Origin of the sequence: Streptomyces sp. NPDC005485 (genome assembly GCF_040606085.1) — a bacterium.
Taxonomy (GTDB): domain Bacteria; phylum Actinomycetota; class Actinomycetes; order Streptomycetales; family Streptomycetaceae; genus Streptomyces.
This window is the reverse complement of the sequence record NZ_JBEXDZ010000016.1, coordinates 46,879-63,603: the sequence shown is the minus strand read 5'-3', so window position 1 is coordinate 63,603 and position 16,725 is coordinate 46,879. Positions and strand designations below refer to the sequence as shown.

Sequence of the window (16,725 nt, the reverse complement as noted above, 5' to 3'; positions counted from 1 at the left end):
TGGTCCTCCCTTGTGCATGACTCGTCACTGTGTGTAGCCATCGCGCTGCTCTGTGGAAGTCGCACAGGGGTCACCGGTATGGGTGAGGGCGATATTCACAGCCGCTGAGTTGTCCACAGTTATCGACCAAGATCCACACGATTTCCGCGATCGCTGCACCGTGATTGCAGCGCGTCCGGCTCACGGCGACTTCATGACCGGTTCCGTTTGTCGGCGCGTATGGCCGGTTCGTATCGGCCGTTCATATGGAGGCCGGTTGCCGGTTCTTCACACGAGCGGGAATCGCGGGGTCCCAGGGGGCTTCGCGCAAGAAGCAGCGAAGGGGGCTGGAGATCATGGCGGGAGCCATCACACACGGCCGGCCGGCCGCCGCCGAAGGGCGGCAGGGCGGACCGTTGATCGTCACGGAGGACGCCGAACTCCTCGATGACCTGCTCCGCCTGTGCGCGGCGGCGGGCGCCAGGCCGGAGGTCCACCACGGGATTCCGGAACGCAGAGGGAGCTGGGAGTCGGCGCCCCTCGTCCTGGTCGGCGACGACGCCGCCCGACGTGTGCGCGGCGCGACGCGCCGCCGCGGGGTGGTGCTGGTCGGGCGGGATCAGGACGATTCCGGTGTCTGGCGGCGGGCCGTCGAGATCGGCGCGGACCATGTCCTGATGCTTCCGGACGGCGAGCAGTGGCTGGTCGACCGGATCGCGGACGTGGCCGAAGGCGTCGGCAGGCCCGCGCTCACCGTCGGAGTGATCGGCGGCCGCGGCGGCGCCGGAGCCTCCACGCTCGCCTGCGCGCTCGCCGTCACCTCCGCGCGCGAGGGACGTCGCACCCTGCTCGTGGACGCGGATCCGCTGGGCGGCGGACTCGACGTACTGCTGGGCGGAGAGGCCGCCGAAGGCCTGCGCTGGCCGGCTTTCGCCGCCTCACGAGGGCGGGTCGGCGGCGGAGCCCTGGAGGAGTCCCTGCCCGAGTTGCACGCGCTGCGGGTGCTGAGCTGGGACCGCGGCGACAGCGTCACCGTCCCGCCCCAGGCCGTACGCGCGGTCCTGGCCGCCGCCAGACGACGCGGCGGGGCCGTGGTCGTCGACCTGCCGCGCCGGATCGACGAAGGCGTCGCCGAGGCCCTCGCCCAACTGGACGTCGGTTTGTTGGTGGTCCCCGCCGAGCTGCGCGCGGTCGCGGCGGCCAAACGGGTGGCGTCCGCGGTCGGCATGGTCCTGCGCGACCTGCGGGTCGTGGTGCGCGGCCCCGGCACGCCGGGCCTGGACGACCGAGAGGTGGGACGGCTGCTCGGGCTGCCGCTGGTCGGCGAAGTGCCCGTCGAACCACCGATGCCGGACGGCGGCGTGCCACCCGGGGGAGCGGCGCGGGGACCGCTCGGCCGGTTCTGCGCGGCCTTCTGGGAGCGGGCGCTGACCGAGGCGGGTGGCGTATGACCGGGCGGTGGGACATCGCGGCGGGCATGGACTGCGGCGCGGGCCTGCTCGACGGCGTACGGCAGTGGCTCGCCGAGAGCGGCTGCGAGCCGACACCCGCGCGCGTGGCGCAGGCACTGCGCGAGCAGGGAAGAGTGCTCGGGGACGCCGAAGTCCTCGGCGAGGCCCAGCGATTGCGCTCGGAACTCGTCGGCAGCGGCCCCCTGGAACCGCTGCTCGCCGACCCGTCGGTGACCGACGTGCTGGTCTCCGCACCGGACCGGGTGTGGGTGGACCGGGGCGGGGGCCTGGAGCTGACGGCCGTCTCCTTCGCGGACGCGGCAGCGGTACGACGGCTCGCGCAGCGCCTCGCGGCCGTGGCCGGGCGCCGGCTCGACGACGCCCGGCCCTGGGTGGACGCACGGCTGCCGGACGGGACGCGCCTGCACGCGGTGCTGCCACCGGTCGCCGTCGGCTCCACCTGTCTGTCGCTGCGGGTCGTACGGCCGCGGGCGTTCACCCTGGACGAGCTGGTGGCGGCGGGCACGGTTCCGCCCGGCGGGGACCGGGTGCTCAGAGCCCTGTTGGACGCCCGGCTGTCGTTCCTGATCAGCGGAGGGACCGGGAGCGGCAAGACGACCCTGCTCAGCGCGTTGCTGGGGCTCGTCGGGCCGGGCGAGCGGATCGTGCTGGCCGAGGACTCCGCGGAGCTGCGCCCGGACCACCCCCACGTGGTGCGTCTGGAAGGGCGGCCCGCCAATCAGGAGGGCGCCGGGCTCGTCGCCCTGCAGGACCTGGTGCGTCAGGCCCTGCGCATGAGACCGGACCGACTGGTCGTCGGCGAGGTCCGCGGGCCCGAGGTCGTCTCCCTGCTGGCCGCGCTCAATACGGGCCACGAGGGCGGCTCGGGCACGGTTCACGCGAACGCGGCGGCGCAGGTGCCGGCCCGGCTGGAAGCGCTGGGCACGGCCGCCGGGCTCGACCGGGCCGCCCTGCACAGCCAGTTGGCGGCCGCTCTGTCGGTGGTCCTGCATCTCGTACGGGACCGGGCCGGGCGGCGGCGGATCGCCGAGGTGCACGTACTGGAACGGGATCCCTCCGGGTTGGTGGTGACGGTGCCCGCGTTGCGGTGGGGTGCGGAGGCCTTCGCCCGCGAGCGGGGGTGGGAGCGGCTGCAGGGGCTGCTCCGGAACGGAAGCGAAGGGAGCGGGGAACGGTGACGGGGGTTGAGGGCCGGGATGCGGGCCGGGACGCGGACGGGGGACGTGATGGCGATCGGTGACATGTCGGTGGGGGCGGCGATGGCGTGCGCCGGGGCTGCGGCCTGTCTGATGGGCGGGCGGGGGTCGGGGGTGCGCAGGGCGCGGCTGGTGCTCGCGGGCAGCGGGGTGGTGGCCACCGGGCCGCCCGGGGAGCGGGCGCTCGCCGGATGGCGGCGACTGCGCGGGCGGCTGCGGGCCGAAGGCTGGAGCCTGGCCGTCGGAGCGGTGATCGCACTGCTGGGCGCGTCCGTGCTGCCGCTGCTTGCCGGCGCTGCCGGGGTGCCGCTGCTGAGGCGGGTGCGCCTGGCCGGGGAGGCGCGACGTGAGCGTGAGCGACGCTCGGACGCCGTGATCGCCCTGTGCGGGGCGCTCGCCGGAGAGGTCCGGGCCGGGCGGCAGCCGGGCGAGGCACTGCTCCGGGCCGCGCGTGACTCGGGCGGGCTCGGCGAGGCGCAGGCGGTGGTGCTGGCGGCGGCACGGTTCGGCGGGGATGTGCCGGGTGCGCTCATCGATGCGGCACGGCAGCCGGGAGCCGACGGGCTGGTGGGGCTCGCGGCGTGCTGGCGCGTGGCCGTGGACCGGGGCGCGGGCCTGGCGGCGGGACTCGACCGGCTGGAGGGGGCGTTGCGCGCCGAGCGGGATCAGCACGCCGACCTGCGTGCCCAGTTGGCCGGATCCAGGTCGACGACGGTGATGCTCGCCGGGCTGCCGGTGCTGGGGCTCCTGCTGGGCACCGCGCTGGGCGCCGACCCGCTGCACGTGTTGCTGCACACCGGCGCCGGACTCGGCTGTCTGCTGGTCGGTGGAGTGCTGGAGGCCGTCGGGCTGTGGTGGGCGCTGCGCATCGTGCGAGGAGCGGAGGCGGCATGAGCGCGGAAGTTGTCCACAGGCTGGGGGCGGTGGTGTGCGGGGCGTCGACGCTCGGGTGGCTGGTGCAGTCGCTTCTGGCGGCCAGGCGTGAGCGGAGGGTACGCAGGCGGCTGGCCGAGCTGCTGGCCTCGGAGATCGCGGCGCCCGCGGGACGGCACTTCGAGGCGCGGGGCCTGGCACGGCGGTGGCTGCCGCTGACGGGTGCGGTGTGTGCCGGCTGGGTGCTGCTCGGGGGCTTTGCCGGGATTCTGGTGGGCCTGGCGGCCGGGCTCGGCATCAGATGGTGGCAGCGTCGGCGGCCCGCCCCTGTGGAGGAGTACGACGCGGCGCAGGCCGCCCGTCAACTTCCCCTTGCCGCCGATCTGGTGGCCGCCTGCATCGCGGCCGGCGCGGGTCCTGTCGTGGCCGCCCAGGCCGTCGGCGAGGCCTTGGGAGGGCCGGTCGGGGAGCGGCTTGCGCGGGGCGCGGCGGAGGTACGGCTCGGGGGCGAACCGGCCGAGGCGTGGCGGAGGCTCGCGTCGATACCGGGTGCCGGACCGCTGGCGCGATTGCTGGAACGGGCTGGCGAGTCGGGCGTACCGGCCGCGGGGCCCGTCGCTCGGCAGGCCGCGGAGGCCCGCGCCGCATGGGGGCGCACGGCCACGGAGCGGGCCCGCCGGGCGGCCGTCCTGGTCACCGCCCCGGTGGGGCTGTGCTTCCTGCCCGCGTTCCTCGCGATCGGCGTACTGCCCGTGGTGATCGGGCTGGCGGACGGTGTGTTGGGCGGAGGTGGGCGGTGAGCGACCGGGACAGCTGAGCGATCAGGGGACCGAGCGAAACACGATCAAAAGTGCTGAACCTTACGGGGGTTGAGATGAACAAGGCGGTACGAGTACGGGCGTGGGTGTGGGCGTGGATGGGCGGCCTGGCACGGAGGGATGCGGGCATGGTCACCTCCGAGTACGCGGTGGGGATCATCGCGGCGGTCGGGTTCGCGGCGGTGCTCTACAAGGTGCTGACGAGCGGGCAGGTCAGCGACCAGTTGCAGGGCATCGTGGAGCGGGCGCTCAGTGTCCAGATGTGAGGGGCCCGGACGCGGGCGGAGGGCAGCTGGTCGCGGTCGGAACCTGTACGGGGACGGCGGGTTCGTGACCGCCGAGGCCGCGGTGGTGCTGCCTGCCCTGGTCGCCGTGGCGATGGCGTTGATCTGGGCCCTGCTCGCCGCGTCCGCGCAGATCCAGTGCGTGGACGCGGCCAGAGCGGGCGCCCGCGCGGCCGCCCGCCAGGACCCGCCCGACGCGGTCCTGGCCACGGCCCGCCGAGCCGCACCGCGCGGCGCGCGCGTCGTGGTGAGCCGGGAGGGCGACCTGGTCCGGGTCCGCGTCATGGCCCATGCGCCGGGCCCCGACGCGCTCACCCTGGAACTGAGCGACGAAGCCGTGGCCTTGGCGGAGGAGACGGTGGGGGTGAGCGGGGGATGACGGGAGGTGGGGAACCGGGCTGCGGGAGGCCGGAGTTCAGGGCACGTGGGGAGGAACCCGGCGCCGACAGGGGGAAGTTCGGCTCGGACAGAGGCTCGGCGACCGTCTGGGTCGTGGGCGCGATCGCGGTGCTGTGCGTGGTCTTCGGGGCCGTGCTGGCCATGGGGCAGGCCGTGGTGGTCCGGCACCGTGCCGCGGGGGCGGCCGACCTGGCGGCGCTCGCGGCGGCGGACCACTGGGCGGACGGAGAAGTGGTGGCCTGTGCCCGGGCGGGGCGGGTGGCACGGGCGCAGGGGGCCCGGCTCGTTCGGTGCGCGATCGAGGGCGAGACCTCGGACGTGAGGGCGGCGTCGGGCCGGGGCCCGTTCGCCGCCGAGGTCCGATCGAGGGCGGGACCCGCCGGGCCGGCCGTCCCGGACCCGGGAGCGGTGACGGCCCCGGAGGCCGAGGCGGCTCCGCAAGCTCGGTCGGTCAGCCCTCCGGTGCCTCCCGCAGGAGTTCCGTGAGGAGGCGTACGGCGCCTCGTTTGTGGAGGGGATCGTTGCCGTTGCCGCACTTGGGGGACTGGATGCAGGACGGGCAGCCGGCATCGCACTCGCACGAGGCGATGGCCTGGCGGGTGGCGGTGAGCCAGGAGCGGGCGGTGTGGAAGGCGCGTTCCGCGAAGCCCGCGCCGCCCGGGTGGCCGTCGTAGACGAAGACCGTGGGCAGGAGGGTGTCCGGGTGCAGCGGGATGGAGACGCCGCCGATGTCCCAGCGGTCGCAGGTGGCGAACAGCGGGAGCATGCCGATGGACGCGTGCTCGGCGGCGTGCAGGGCGCCGCCGAGGATCTCCGGGTTGATCCGGGCCGCGTCCAGCTGGTCCTCGGTGACGGTCCACCACACGGCGCGGGTGCGCAGCGTACGAGGAGGGAGATCGAGTTTCGATTCGCCGAGCACTTCGCCGGTGATGAGCTTGCGGCGCAGGAAGGAGACGACCTGGTTGGTGACCTCGACGGAGCCGTAGCACAACCGGCCCTGGCCCCAGGGGACTTCGACGTCCGTCTCCAGGACGGAGATGGCGGTCGTGTCGCGGGCGACCGTCGAATACGGCGGGTTGGCCTCCTCGACCAGCGCGACGGAGTCCTCCAGATCCAGCGTTCGCACCAGGTACGTGCGGCCCTGGTGGAGATGGACCGCGCCCTCGTGGACGCTGGTGTGCGAGGAACCCGCGTCGACCGTGCCGAGCAGCCGCCCGGTACCGGCCTCGACGACCTGGACGGGACGGCCGCCCTCACCGCGGATGTCCGTCAGGTCCGCGGCCCGCTCCCGGCGTGTCCAGTGCCAGGCCTTGGTGCGTCGGCGCAGCAGCTTCGCGGCCTCCAGCTGCGGAAGCAACTCCTCGGTGGACGGGCCGAACAGGGCCAGGTCCTCGTCGACCAGAGGCATTTCCGCGGCTGCCGCACACAGGTGCGGGGCGAGGACGTACGGGTTGTCGGGGTCGAGGACGGTGGATTCCACGGGCTGGTCGAAGAGGGCCTCGGGGTGGTGGACGAGGAAGGTGTCCAGCGGGTCGTCGCGGGCGACCAGGACGGCGAGAGCCCCTTGGCCCGAGCGTCCGGCCCGGCCCGCCTGCTGCCACAGCGAGGCGCGCGTGCCCGGATAGCCGGCGATGACGACGGCGTCCAACCCGGAGACGTCGACGCCGAGTTCGAGGGCGGTGGTGGCGGCGAGGCCGAGGAGTTCGCCGGAGTGCAGGGCGCGTTCGAGGGCGCGGCGTTCCTCGGGGAGGTAGCCGCCGCGGTAGGCGGCGACACGCCGGGCCAGTGAGCGGTCGACCTCGGCGAGCCGTTCCTGGGCGATCACCGCGATCAGCTCGGCCCCGCGCCGGGACCGTACGAAGGCCACCGAGCGCACGCCCTGGAGGGCGAGGTCCGTCAGCAGGTCGGCGGTCTCGGCGGTTGCCGTGCGTCGCACCGGCGCGCCCTTCTCGCCGTGCAGTTCGGTGAGCGGGGGCTCCCAGAGGGCGAACACCAGTTCACCGCGCGGGGAGGCGTCGTCCGCGACCTCCACCACCGGGAGGCCGGTGAGGCGGCCGGCGGCCACCGACGGCTCGGCGGCGGTCGCGGAGGCCAGCAGGAAGACCGGGGAGGCGCCGTAACGGGCACAGAGGCGCCGCAGTCGGCGCAGGACCTGGGCGACGTGGGAGCCGAAGACGCCTCGGTAGGTGTGGCACTCGTCGATGACGACGTAGCGCAGGGAGCGCAGGAAGGAGGACCAGCGGGGGTGGGCGGGCAATATGCCGCGGTGCAGCATGTCGGGGTTGGTCAGGACGTAATTGGCGTACTGACGTACCCATTCACGCTCCTCGACGGGGGTGTCGCCGTCGTAGACCGCGGCGCGCACGGCATGGCCGAGAGGTTGTGAAAGTTCCTTCACCGACCGGCACTGGTCGGCCGCGAGAGCCTTGGTCGGCGCCAGGTACAGCGCGGTGGCCCCGCGGCCGTTGGGCGCCTCGGACCCGTCCAGCAGAGACGACAGCACCGGTACGAGATAGGCCAGGGACTTGCCGGAGGCGGTGCCCGTGGCGACGACCACCGAGTCGCCGTCCAGGGCGTGCTCGGCGGCCAGGGCCTGGTGGGCCCATGGATGCTCGATGCCCGCGCTCTGCACGGCCGCGATCACCTCTGGACGGATCCGGTCCGGCCAGACGGCATGGCGGCCCTCTCGCGGGGGCAAGTGCTCCGTATGAGTGATGCGCGAAGCCCGGCTCGGTCCCGAGGCGAGCCGGTCCAGGACCGTGCCCGGCGAGGGGCGGGAAGCGGTGTCCGTCGAGGGTCGATCGGATCGGTGATTCTTGGCCATCGGCATCGAGTCTGTCACTGGCGTGACGGACAATGGAGCCAAGGCGTCGTGCACGCCTGCCGGTAAGTGATTGAATGCCATCGCGGCTGGCGAACGTCCCAAGGGCTCCGCCGAGGTGTCCTGAGGGGCGACCGCTCGATAGCAAGGTGCTGGAGGATCCGTGGACCTGTCCCTGTCGACCCGTACCGTCGGCGATCGTACGGTCGTCGAGGTCGGTGGCGAAATCGACGTATATACCGCGCCCAAGTTGCGTGAGCAGCTGGTCGAGCTGGTCAACGACGGGAGTTTCCACCTCGTCGTCGACATGGAGGGCGTCGACTTCCTCGACTCCACCGGGCTCGGCGTGCTGGTCGGCGGCCTGAAGCGTGTGCGTGCCCATGAGGGCTCGTTGCGCCTGGTCTGCAACCAGGAGCGCATTCTGAAGATCTTCCGCATCACCGGTCTCACCAAGGTGTTCCCGATCCACACCTCGGTCGAGGAAGCGGTGGCGGCCACCGACTGACCCGTCACCGGGCCGCGAGCCGAAGATCGGCAGAAGTCGCGCGCCCATGACGGCCGAACCAACGTGGGGGGACCGGGCCTCGGCGGCCCGGCCCTCCGACAGCACGCCCGAAGTTCTGAGGGGGATGCATGGCCACCGTTGAACTCCGCTTCAGCGCGCTGCCCGAGCACGTCAGGACCGCCCGACTGGTGGCGGCAGCGGTGGCGCGCAGGGCCGGAGTGGACGAGGCCGTACTCGACGAGGTCAGACTCGCCGTGGGCGAGGCCTGTACCCGCGCCGTCGGACTGCACCAGAACAGCGGTACGTCGGCGCCGGTGCGGGTGACGCTGATCGAGGAGGAGAAGCAGTTCTCCATCGAGGTCGGCGACGAAGCACCGCGCGCGGCCCCCGGGCACAACGCTCCGGGAGCCCGTGACGGCGGCGACGCGGACGTGGAGAGCGACGAGGACGAGATGGGCCTCGCCGTCATCAGCGGCCTCGTCGACGACGTGGAGGTCACCGCCGGTGAGAACGGCGGGCTGATCAGGATGAGCTGGCCCACCACGCCGCCGGCCACGGTTCTTCCCTGACAGCAGCCTCGCGTCTCCCCCGACAGCGGCCTTGTGCCGCGACATGTCTCACCCGAAGGGCCCTACTCGGTAGGGCCCTTCGGCATGTCCCGGCGGCCTCCGCTCCGCCGGTCCCCGCTGTCAGTGCCGGGCCGTACTGTGGTCACACAGAGTAAACAGAGCAATTCGTGAATGAATTCACGATCAATCACGCGATAATTGGATCAAGCGTCAACGCCTTTGAGGCATTAGCTCTTTCGAGCCCCATCGTTGCCCGTGGATCATTTGCTGAAGAGCATGTGAAGGCTAATTCCGTTTACCGCGCACTGTTTTGATCAGGTTCCGGTACCTACAATCCGTCCACATCTTGAGCTCAGCACAGGCGTCAAGGAGGACGAATGGCGGGGCTTTCTACCCCTCAGCAGTTTGACCATCCCACAACCTTCGCAGCCGCAGTACTGACCGACGACAACCGGGTCATCGTGATGATCATCGGTGTCGTGGCCCTCGCGGCCCTCGCGGTCGCCGGGGTCCTCGTACGGCAGGTACTCGCGGCCGGCGAGGGCACCGACAGCATGAAGGAGATCGCGGGGGCGGTTCAGGAAGGCGCCAACGCCTATCTGATGCGCCAGCTGCGCACCCTCGGCGTATTCGCCGTCGTGGTGTTCTTCCTGCTCATGCTGCTGCCGGCGGACGACTGGAATCAGCGGGCCGGCCGATCGATCTTCTTCTTGATCGGCGCGGTGTTCTCCGCGACAACCGGCTATATCGGTATGTGGCTCGCCGTACGGACCAATGTCCGCGTGGCCGCCGCGGCAAGGGAAGCGACTCCGGCGGAGGGTGAGCCCGAAAAGGATCTCACCACCGTCTCGCACAAAGCCATGAAGATCGCTTTCCGCACGGGCGGCGTCGTCGGCATGTTCACGGTGGGGCTCGGTCTGCTGGGCGCCTCGTGTGTGGTGCTGGTGTACGCGGCCGACGCGCCGAAGGTGCTCGAAGGATTCGGCCTCGGTGCCGCGCTGATCGCCATGTTCATGCGTGTCGGCGGCGGCATCTTCACCAAGGCGGCCGACGTCGGCGCCGACCTGGTCGGCAAGGTCGAGCAGGGCATCCCGGAGGACGACCCGCGCAACGCCGCGACCATCGCCGACAACGTGGGCGACAACGTCGGTGACTGCGCCGGCATGGCGGCCGACCTCTTCGAGTCGTACGCCGTGACGCTCGTCGCCGCGCTGATCCTCGGCAAGGCGGCGTTCGGCGACTCCGGGCTCGCGTTCCCGCTGATCGTTCCCGCGATCGGCGTACTCACCGCGATGATCGGCATCTTCGCGGTCGCTCCGCGCCGGACCGACCGCAGCGGGATGAGCGCCATCAACCGCGGCTTCTTCATCTCCGCGGTGATCTCGCTCGGGCTGGTGGCCGTGGCGGTCTACAGCTACCTGCCGTCCACCTACGCCGAACTGGACGGGGTCACGGACGCGGCGATCAAGGCCAGGGACGGCGACCCGCGGATCCTCGCACTCGTCGCCGTCGCGATCGGCATCGTCCTGGCCGCGCTGATCCAGCAGCTCACCGGCTACTTCACCGAGACCAGCCGTCGTCCCGTACGGGACATCGGCAAGAGTTCGCTCACCGGCGCGGCCACCGTCGTCCTCGCCGGTATCTCGATCGGACTCGAATCGGCCGTCTACACCGCCCTGTTGATCGGCCTCGGCGTGTACGGGGCGTTCCTGCTCGGCGGCACGTCCATCATGCTGGCGCTGTTCGCGGTGGCCCTGGCCGGTACCGGCCTGCTCACCACGGTCGGTGTCATCGTCGCCATGGACACCTTCGGTCCGGTCTCCGACAACGCGCAGGGCATCGCCGAGATGTCCGGCGACGTCGAGGGCGCGGGCGCGCAGGTGCTCACCGACCTGGACGCCGTGGGCAACACCACGAAGGCCATCACCAAGGGCATCGCCATCGCCACGGCCGTCCTCGCGGCCTCGGCGCTCTTCGGCTCCTACCGGGACGCGATCACCACGGCCGCGCACGACGTGGGCGAGAAGGTCTCCGGACCGGGTGCGCCGATGAACCTGATGATGGACATCTCCCAGCCCAACAACCTGGTCGGTCTCATCGCGGGCGCGGCAGTCGTCTTCCTCTTCTCGGGGCTGGCGATCAACGCGGTCTCGCGGTCCGCCGGGGCCGTGGTCTACGAGGTGCGGCGGCAGTTCCGCGAGCACCCCGGGATCATGGACTACACGGAGAAGCCCGAGTACGGGCGGGTCGTGGACATCTGCACCAAGGACGCCCTGCGGGAGCTGGCCACCCCGGGTCTGCTCGCCGTCATGGCGCCCATCGCCATCGGCTTCAGCCTCGGCGTCGGCGCGCTCGGCTCGTATCTGGCGGGCGCGATCGGCACCGGCACGCTGATGGCGGTCTTCCTCGCCAACTCCGGCGGTGCGTGGGACAACGCGAAGAAGCTCGTCGAGGACGGTCACCACGGCGGCAAGGGCAGTGAGGCCCACGCCGCGACGGTGATCGGTGACACCGTCGGCGACCCCTTCAAGGACACCGCCGGACCCGCGATCAACCCGCTGCTGAAGGTGATGAACCTGGTGGCGCTGCTGATCGCACCCGCGGTCGTCAAGTTCTCGTACGGCGACGACAAGAACGTGGGGCTGCGGATTCTGATCGCGGTGGTCTCGATCGGCGTGATCGTGGGCGCGGTGTACGTGTCCAAGCGGCGCGGGATCGCCGTGGGTGACGAAGGCAACTCCGAGCGGGTGGCCAAGTCGGCGGATCCTGCGGTGGTTTCGTAGCACCAGGACTCACACCTGGGCAGGTTCCGCTCAACGGGCGGGCGGACGGCGCGCATTGACGCGTCGTCCGCCCGTTCTTGTGTTTTCACACCCCTGCCGTGAGCCTTCTCTCGCTTGGTGCAAATGGCTTCAATGCGGGTTGAAATGGACGTTCGACATACGGTTGTCGCCCACATGGCGTGTATGTTCCGGGGCCGAGAGCCATGGAAGGGACCAATCCGGTGAACAAGAAGCTCACGGCCGCACTGTCCGGCGGTGCGGTACTGGTACTGGCGCTGTCGGGATGCAGCAGCAGCGACGACGACAACAGCGACAAGCTGAACTCCTGGGCCAAGCAGGTCTGTGACGCGGTGCAGCCCCAGGCGAAGAAGATCGAGGCCGCCAACACCGCCATCCAGAAGGAGACCTCGGACAACAGCACCCCGGCAGAGGTCCAGAAGACGGACGCCCAGGCCTTCCAGGACATGTCCGACGCCTACAAGGCGATCGGTGCCGCCGTCGAGAAGGCCGGACCCCCGGACGTCGAGGACGGCAAGACGAAGAAGACGAACGCCGTCAAGGAACTCAACGACATCTCCGCGAAGTACGCGGACCTCAAGACGCAGGTCGACAAGCTCGACACCAAGGACCAGTCGAAGTTCGCGGACGGACTGAAGGGCATCGCCACCCAGCTCGACGCGCTGAGCCAGAGCGGGAACGACGCCCTGAAGAAGCTTGAGGAAGGCGACGTGGGCAAGGCGATGGCGAAGCAGGAGAGCTGCAAGTCGGCGTCCTCGTCGCCCTCGGCGACCAAGAGCTGACCCCTCCCGGGCGGCCGATCGTTCGGTCAACCGAAAGAGGGCCCGGTACGCGCGCGTACCGGGCCCTTCCGCATGTTGTCCACAGCGGTACGCACATCGTCGGCGGCAAGCGACACAATGGACGGGTGAGCGATACCAGCCTGTCACCACTGCCCTCCTTCGACCGCGCCGACGTCACCTCCCGGCTGCGGGACGCCCTGCTCGGGGCCTCCTTCACCGCCGACGGACTCCTCGACCTGCTCGGCGCCCCCGCGTACGCGGCGCTGGCGCGCAGCGAGACCGTGCCCGCGCTCCGGGCCACGCGCGGGGACACGCCGCTGGAGGCGCTCGTACGGCTCCTGCTGCTGCAGCAGCCCGTGCCCCGCGCGCGCCTCGCGGACGTGCTGCCCGTGGCCGAGTGCGTGGAGAGCGGATGGCTCACCGCCGTCGGCGAGGACGAGGTGGCCGCCGCGGTGGACATCCGGCCCTACGGCGGCCCCGAGGGCGAGGACTGGTTCATCGTCTCGGACCTGGGCTGTGCGGTCGGCGGCGCCGGCGGTATCGGCAGCCGCGAGGAAGGCGTCGTGCTGGGCGTGGGCGGCGCCTCCACGACCCTCGCAGGCATCACGGTGCGCGGGCCGGTCGCCGGCGCGCTCGACCTCGGCACCGGCTCCGGGATCCAGGCCCTGCACGCCGCGCAGCACGCCACGCGCGTGACCGCGACCGACCTCAACCCCCGGGCCCTGCACATCACCGCGCTGACCCTGGCGCTCTCCGGGGCTCCGGCCGCGGACCTGCGCGAGGGCTCCCTGTTCGAACCGGTCGGCGACGAGACGTACGACCTGATCGTGTCGAACCCGCCCTTCGTGATCTCTCCCGGTGCCCGGCTCACCTACCGCGACGGCGGAATGGGCGGGGACGATCTGTGCCGCACGCTCGTTCAGCAGGCGGGGGACCGGCTGAACGAAGGAGGGTTCGCGCAGTTCCTGGCCAACTGGCAGCACGTGGAGGGCGAGGACTGGCAGGACCGGCTGCGCTCGTGGGTGCCGCGCGGCTGCGATGCCTGGGTCGTGCAGCGCGAGGTCCAGGACGTCACGCAGTACGCCGAGTTGTGGCTGCGCGACGCCGGGGACCACCGGGAGGACCAGGCCGCGTACCAGGCGCGGTACGACGCATGGCTCGACGAGTTCGAGTCACGCAAGGTGAAGGCCGTCGGCTTCGGCTGGATCACCCTGCGCAAGTCGGCCGCGGCCGAGCCGTCGGTCACCGTGGAGGAGTGGCCGCACTCCGTCGAGCAGCCCCTCGGCGAAGCCGTGCGCGCCCACTTCGAGCGCGTCGACTACCTGCGGGCGCACGATGACGCGGCCCTGCTCGCCGGGCACTTCACACTGGCGGCCGAGGTCGTCCAGGAGCAGGTCGGGCTGCCCGGCGCCGAGGACCCCGAGCACGTGGTGCTGCGCCAGCACCGCGGGATGCGCCGTGCCACGAAGGTGGACACGGTCGGCGCGGGCTTCGCGGGCGTGTGCGACGGCTCGCTGAGCGCGGGCCGGATCCTGGACGCCATCGCCCAACTCGTCGGCGAGGATCCGGTGTTGCTGCGCGACCGGACGCCCGCGCAGATCAGGCTTCTGGTCGAGCAGGGGTTCCTCGAACCGGCCGGATGAAATCGTTCCGGGCGGCGGCTCGGCCGCCCGCAACGGCCCTCGACCTGAAAGGGATGGGGCAGTTCCGCTCCACTGGGACGCAAGGTGCCCGATCTGCCAGGATTGGTCCGCAAAAGGGCTCCTGTCAGTGGTGGGTGCGAAGCTACCTTCTAGGGACAAGCTCCACGCGTTCTCGGGGGAGGCGCGCTGTCTCGGGGGAGGCGTGATGTCGGGGGAGACGCCGGATCAGGGTCAGGGCAGGATCATCAGCGGCAGGTACCGGCTGCTGCGGACACTCGGCGCGGGCGGCATGGGCCGCGTCTGGCTCGCGTACGACAGGGAGTTGGCCTGCGAGGTCTCCATGAAGGAGATCGCGTTGCCGGACGTGCCGATGGACGCGAGCGAGCCCGCGCAGCGGATCGCGCGGGCCCGCAGCGAGGCCCGGCACGCGGCGCGGCTGCGCGGCCACCCCCATGTCGCCACCGTGCACGACGTGGTGGTGCACGAGGGACTGCCGTGGATCGTCATGGAGTACGTGCCGGACGCGGTCGATCTCCAGGCGGTCGTACGGCAGTCGGGGCCGCTGCCGCCCGCGCAGACCGCGCGGGTCGGGCTCGCGGTCCTCGACGCGCTGACGGCGGGACACCGGATCGGGATCCTCCACAGGGATGTGAAACCGGCCAACATCCTTCTGGCGCCGGATGCTTCGGGCGACCCCTACGCGCGCGTGCTGCTCACCGACTACGGCATCGCGCTGCAGCCCGAGTCGCACGAGCCCCGACTCACCTCCACCGCCGGCATCCTCGGAACGCCCGGCTATCTCGCCCCCGAGCGCGCCCGCGGCGAACCGCCGACACCGGCCGCCGACCTCTTCTCCCTGGGCGCCACGCTGTACGCGGCGGTGGAGGGCCGAGGCCCCTTCGACCGCCACGGCGACTACGCGACGCTGACGGCCCTGCTCGGCGAGGAGCCCACCCCACCGGTGCGCGCGGGTGAACTGGCTCCCGTACTGCACGGGTTGCTGGTCAAGGACCCGGTGCGCAGGCTGACCCCGGAGGCGGTGGCCCGCGGACTTGAGCGGGCGGCGCAGGGGGCCGCCGGTGGCTTCGGACCGCCCCAGGGATGGACGGCGGCACCGGGCGTCTCGGCGGCGGGCGGCTTCGGGCAGGCCCAGGCAGGCGGCTCGACCGGAGCCCCGCCACCGGGATACGCCGCGAGCGGTCCACCCGGGTACGTGATGGGAGGGCCGTACGGAGCGCATACGCCGGCGCCCCCCGCGGACCAGCCGGCGGCCACGCCGCAGGGCCCCGGGCTGTACATGGACCAGCCACTGATCACCTCCGGTCCCCCCACCCCGGGCACCTTCGGGGGGCCGGCACCGGGCGCCCCGCACACCCCTGGCTCGCCTCCGGCGCCGCACACCCCGCACACCCCGCACACGCCGCTGGGCGCTCCGGCCACGCCGGGACAGCAGCCGGGTTCCGGTGGTCCCTACGGCTCGTGGAATCCGTACGCGAACAGCCCGACGGTGTCCTCCTACGACGGGCCCGGCGGCCCCGGAGCGTACGCGGGCGGTCCGGGGGGACCTGGCGGCCCGGGCGGCAGGGGACCCCTGCGCGGAAAGCCCGTCGGCGTGGTCGTCGCCATCGTGGCGGCCGTCGCCCTGCTCGTCGGCGGCGGCGTATGGGCGGCCGTGACACTGACCGGCGGCGACGCTGATTCGAGCGCGCATCCCACTTCATCGGCGCCGAAGCCGAAGACCAAGGCTCCGGGGTCCGCGCTGCCGTACGGCCAGGAAGTGGGTCTCAAGAAGGCGCTGCGGCCCGGCGACTGCGTGCACGCGGTCTGGTCGTCTCCGGCGGAGGCGTTCCAGTCGAAGCCCAACCTGGGTGTCGTGAACTGCGCGCACGACTACCCGGACGGCCAGGTGGTGTCCGTGGCGAAGGCGAGCGACTACGCCGACGCCAGCGCCAACGGCGCCGCGCAGTGCGCGAGCGGGGCCCAGGAGACGGCGGACTCTCTGGCCGACGCCGCCGTCTACGCCGTCACGCCGACGAAGGAGGGGTTCGACGCGGCCGGCGGAGGTACGGCATGTCTCGTACTCGGCCGTCATGTTCCGATCGGCGGGGAGATCGGGCAGTTCCGGGAGACCGAGGCGACCGTGTGGACCACCGAGATGAGCCTCGGTGACTGCTGGATCTACATCGACCACAAGGACAGCTTCACCTCGTCGCTGACCGACTGTGCCGATGGGCACACCGATCAGGTGATCGGCTTCACCGAGGTCTCGGAGAGCATGGGCTTCGACGAGGCGCTGCAGCAGGGGAACAAGCTGTGCGGCAACAAGTTCGAGTCGACTTGGGCGCCGGGATCCGATCTGGTCATATACGGCTATCTGTCCGACGAGAGCCTCTGGGACAAGGGATTCACCTTTGTCGTGTGCACTGTGGCACAGCCGGATCACACCCAGTCGAGCGGTGCGATATCGGCGGGCGGCAGCGTCTGAGTCATGCGGGGCCGACGTATGAGGGGCTGTCCGCTCTGCGTTCACCGGGGGTTGGTCTCCCTGTCGCGCGCAGGTGCCAGCCTCCCGGTCCGGGGCAA

The 16,725-nt window shown here is 71.8% G+C and carries 13 protein-coding genes and 1 pseudogene; 13 read left to right on the top strand and 1 reads right to left on the bottom strand.

Going from position 1 to position 16,725, the window contains the following annotated elements; genetic code table 11:
- Nucleotides 1–335 precede the first annotated feature (335 nt).
- The 7 genes and pseudogenes from ssd to ABZS97_RS08530 form a co-directional block, all read left to right on the top strand.
- Entirely contained in the window at nt 336–1,430 is a 1,095-nt protein-coding gene (gene ssd, locus ABZS97_RS08560) for a septum site-determining protein Ssd (protein ID WP_356135086.1), read from the top strand.
- A complete protein-coding gene (locus ABZS97_RS08555) occupies nt 1,427–2,629 on the top strand; it encodes a TadA family conjugal transfer-associated ATPase (RefSeq protein WP_356135084.1) in 1,203 nt (400 codons plus the stop codon). Before ssd ends, ABZS97_RS08555 begins: the two co-directional genes overlap by 4 nt.
- Before the next feature lie 48 nt (nt 2,630–2,677).
- The gene (locus tag ABZS97_RS08550; RefSeq protein WP_356135082.1) at nt 2,678–3,541 is read left to right on the top strand and encodes a type II secretion system F family protein; all 864 of its coding nucleotides are present in this window, start codon (nt 2,678–2,680) and stop codon (nt 3,539–3,541) included.
- Nucleotides 3,538–4,320 (top strand): type II secretion system F family protein, encoded by a 783-nt coding sequence (locus ABZS97_RS08545; RefSeq protein ID WP_356135080.1) that lies wholly within the window; start codon nt 3,538–3,540, stop codon nt 4,318–4,320. The genes ABZS97_RS08550 and ABZS97_RS08545 overlap by 4 nt, the downstream gene beginning before the upstream one ends.
- A 74-nt stretch (nt 4,321–4,394) precedes the next feature.
- Nucleotides 4,395–4,604, top strand: a complete 210-nt coding sequence (locus ABZS97_RS08540) for a DUF4244 domain-containing protein (RefSeq protein WP_356135078.1) — start codon at nt 4,395–4,397, stop codon at nt 4,602–4,604.
- A gap of 43 nt (nt 4,605–4,647) precedes the next feature.
- Complete coding sequence (locus ABZS97_RS08535) at nt 4,648–5,001, top strand: TadE family type IV pilus minor pilin (RefSeq protein ID WP_356135116.1); 354 nt, start codon at nt 4,648–4,650, stop codon at nt 4,999–5,001.
- An 83-nt stretch (nt 5,002–5,084) separates the two neighbouring features.
- Nucleotides 5,085–5,507 (top strand): annotated as a pseudogene (locus ABZS97_RS08530) (Rv3654c family TadE-like protein); the annotation flags it as partial.
- Here the strand turns inward: ABZS97_RS08530 and ABZS97_RS08525 are convergent.
- Nucleotides 5,473–7,926 (bottom strand): DEAD/DEAH box helicase, encoded by a 2,454-nt coding sequence (locus ABZS97_RS08525; RefSeq protein ID WP_356135076.1) that lies wholly within the window; start codon nt 7,924–7,926, stop codon nt 5,473–5,475. The pseudogene ABZS97_RS08530 and the gene ABZS97_RS08525 sit on opposite strands and share 35 nt — an antisense overlap.
- A gap of 79 nt (nt 7,927–8,005) precedes the next feature.
- Between ABZS97_RS08525 and bldG the strand changes: the two genes are divergently transcribed.
- The 6 genes from bldG (at nt 8,006) to ABZS97_RS08495 (ending at nt 16,627) form a co-directional block, all read left to right on the top strand.
- Entirely contained in the window at nt 8,006–8,347 is a 342-nt protein-coding gene (gene bldG / locus ABZS97_RS08520; protein ID WP_003975386.1) for an anti-sigma factor antagonist BldG, read from the top strand.
- 128 nt (nt 8,348–8,475) lie between these two features.
- Entirely contained in the window at nt 8,476–8,916 is a 441-nt protein-coding gene (locus ABZS97_RS08515; protein WP_356135074.1) for an ATP-binding protein, read from the top strand.
- Between the two features lie 377 nt (nt 8,917–9,293).
- Complete coding sequence (locus ABZS97_RS08510; protein WP_356135072.1) at nt 9,294–11,699, top strand: sodium-translocating pyrophosphatase; 2,406 nt, start codon at nt 9,294–9,296, stop codon at nt 11,697–11,699.
- Nucleotides 11,700–11,902: 203 nt separating this feature from the next.
- Complete coding sequence (locus ABZS97_RS08505) at nt 11,903–12,499, top strand: small secreted protein (protein WP_356135070.1); 597 nt, start codon at nt 11,903–11,905, stop codon at nt 12,497–12,499.
- 125 nt (nt 12,500–12,624) lie between these two features.
- Nucleotides 12,625–14,142 (top strand): class I SAM-dependent methyltransferase, encoded by a 1,518-nt coding sequence (locus ABZS97_RS08500; protein ID WP_356135068.1) that lies wholly within the window; start codon nt 12,625–12,627, stop codon nt 14,140–14,142.
- A gap of 205 nt (nt 14,143–14,347) precedes the next feature.
- Nucleotides 14,348–16,627: a protein kinase gene (locus ABZS97_RS08495; RefSeq protein WP_356135066.1), complete on the top strand. Its 2,280-nt coding sequence runs from the start codon at nt 14,348–14,350 to the stop codon at nt 16,625–16,627.
- The last annotated feature ends 98 nt before the right edge of the window (nt 16,628–16,725 follow it).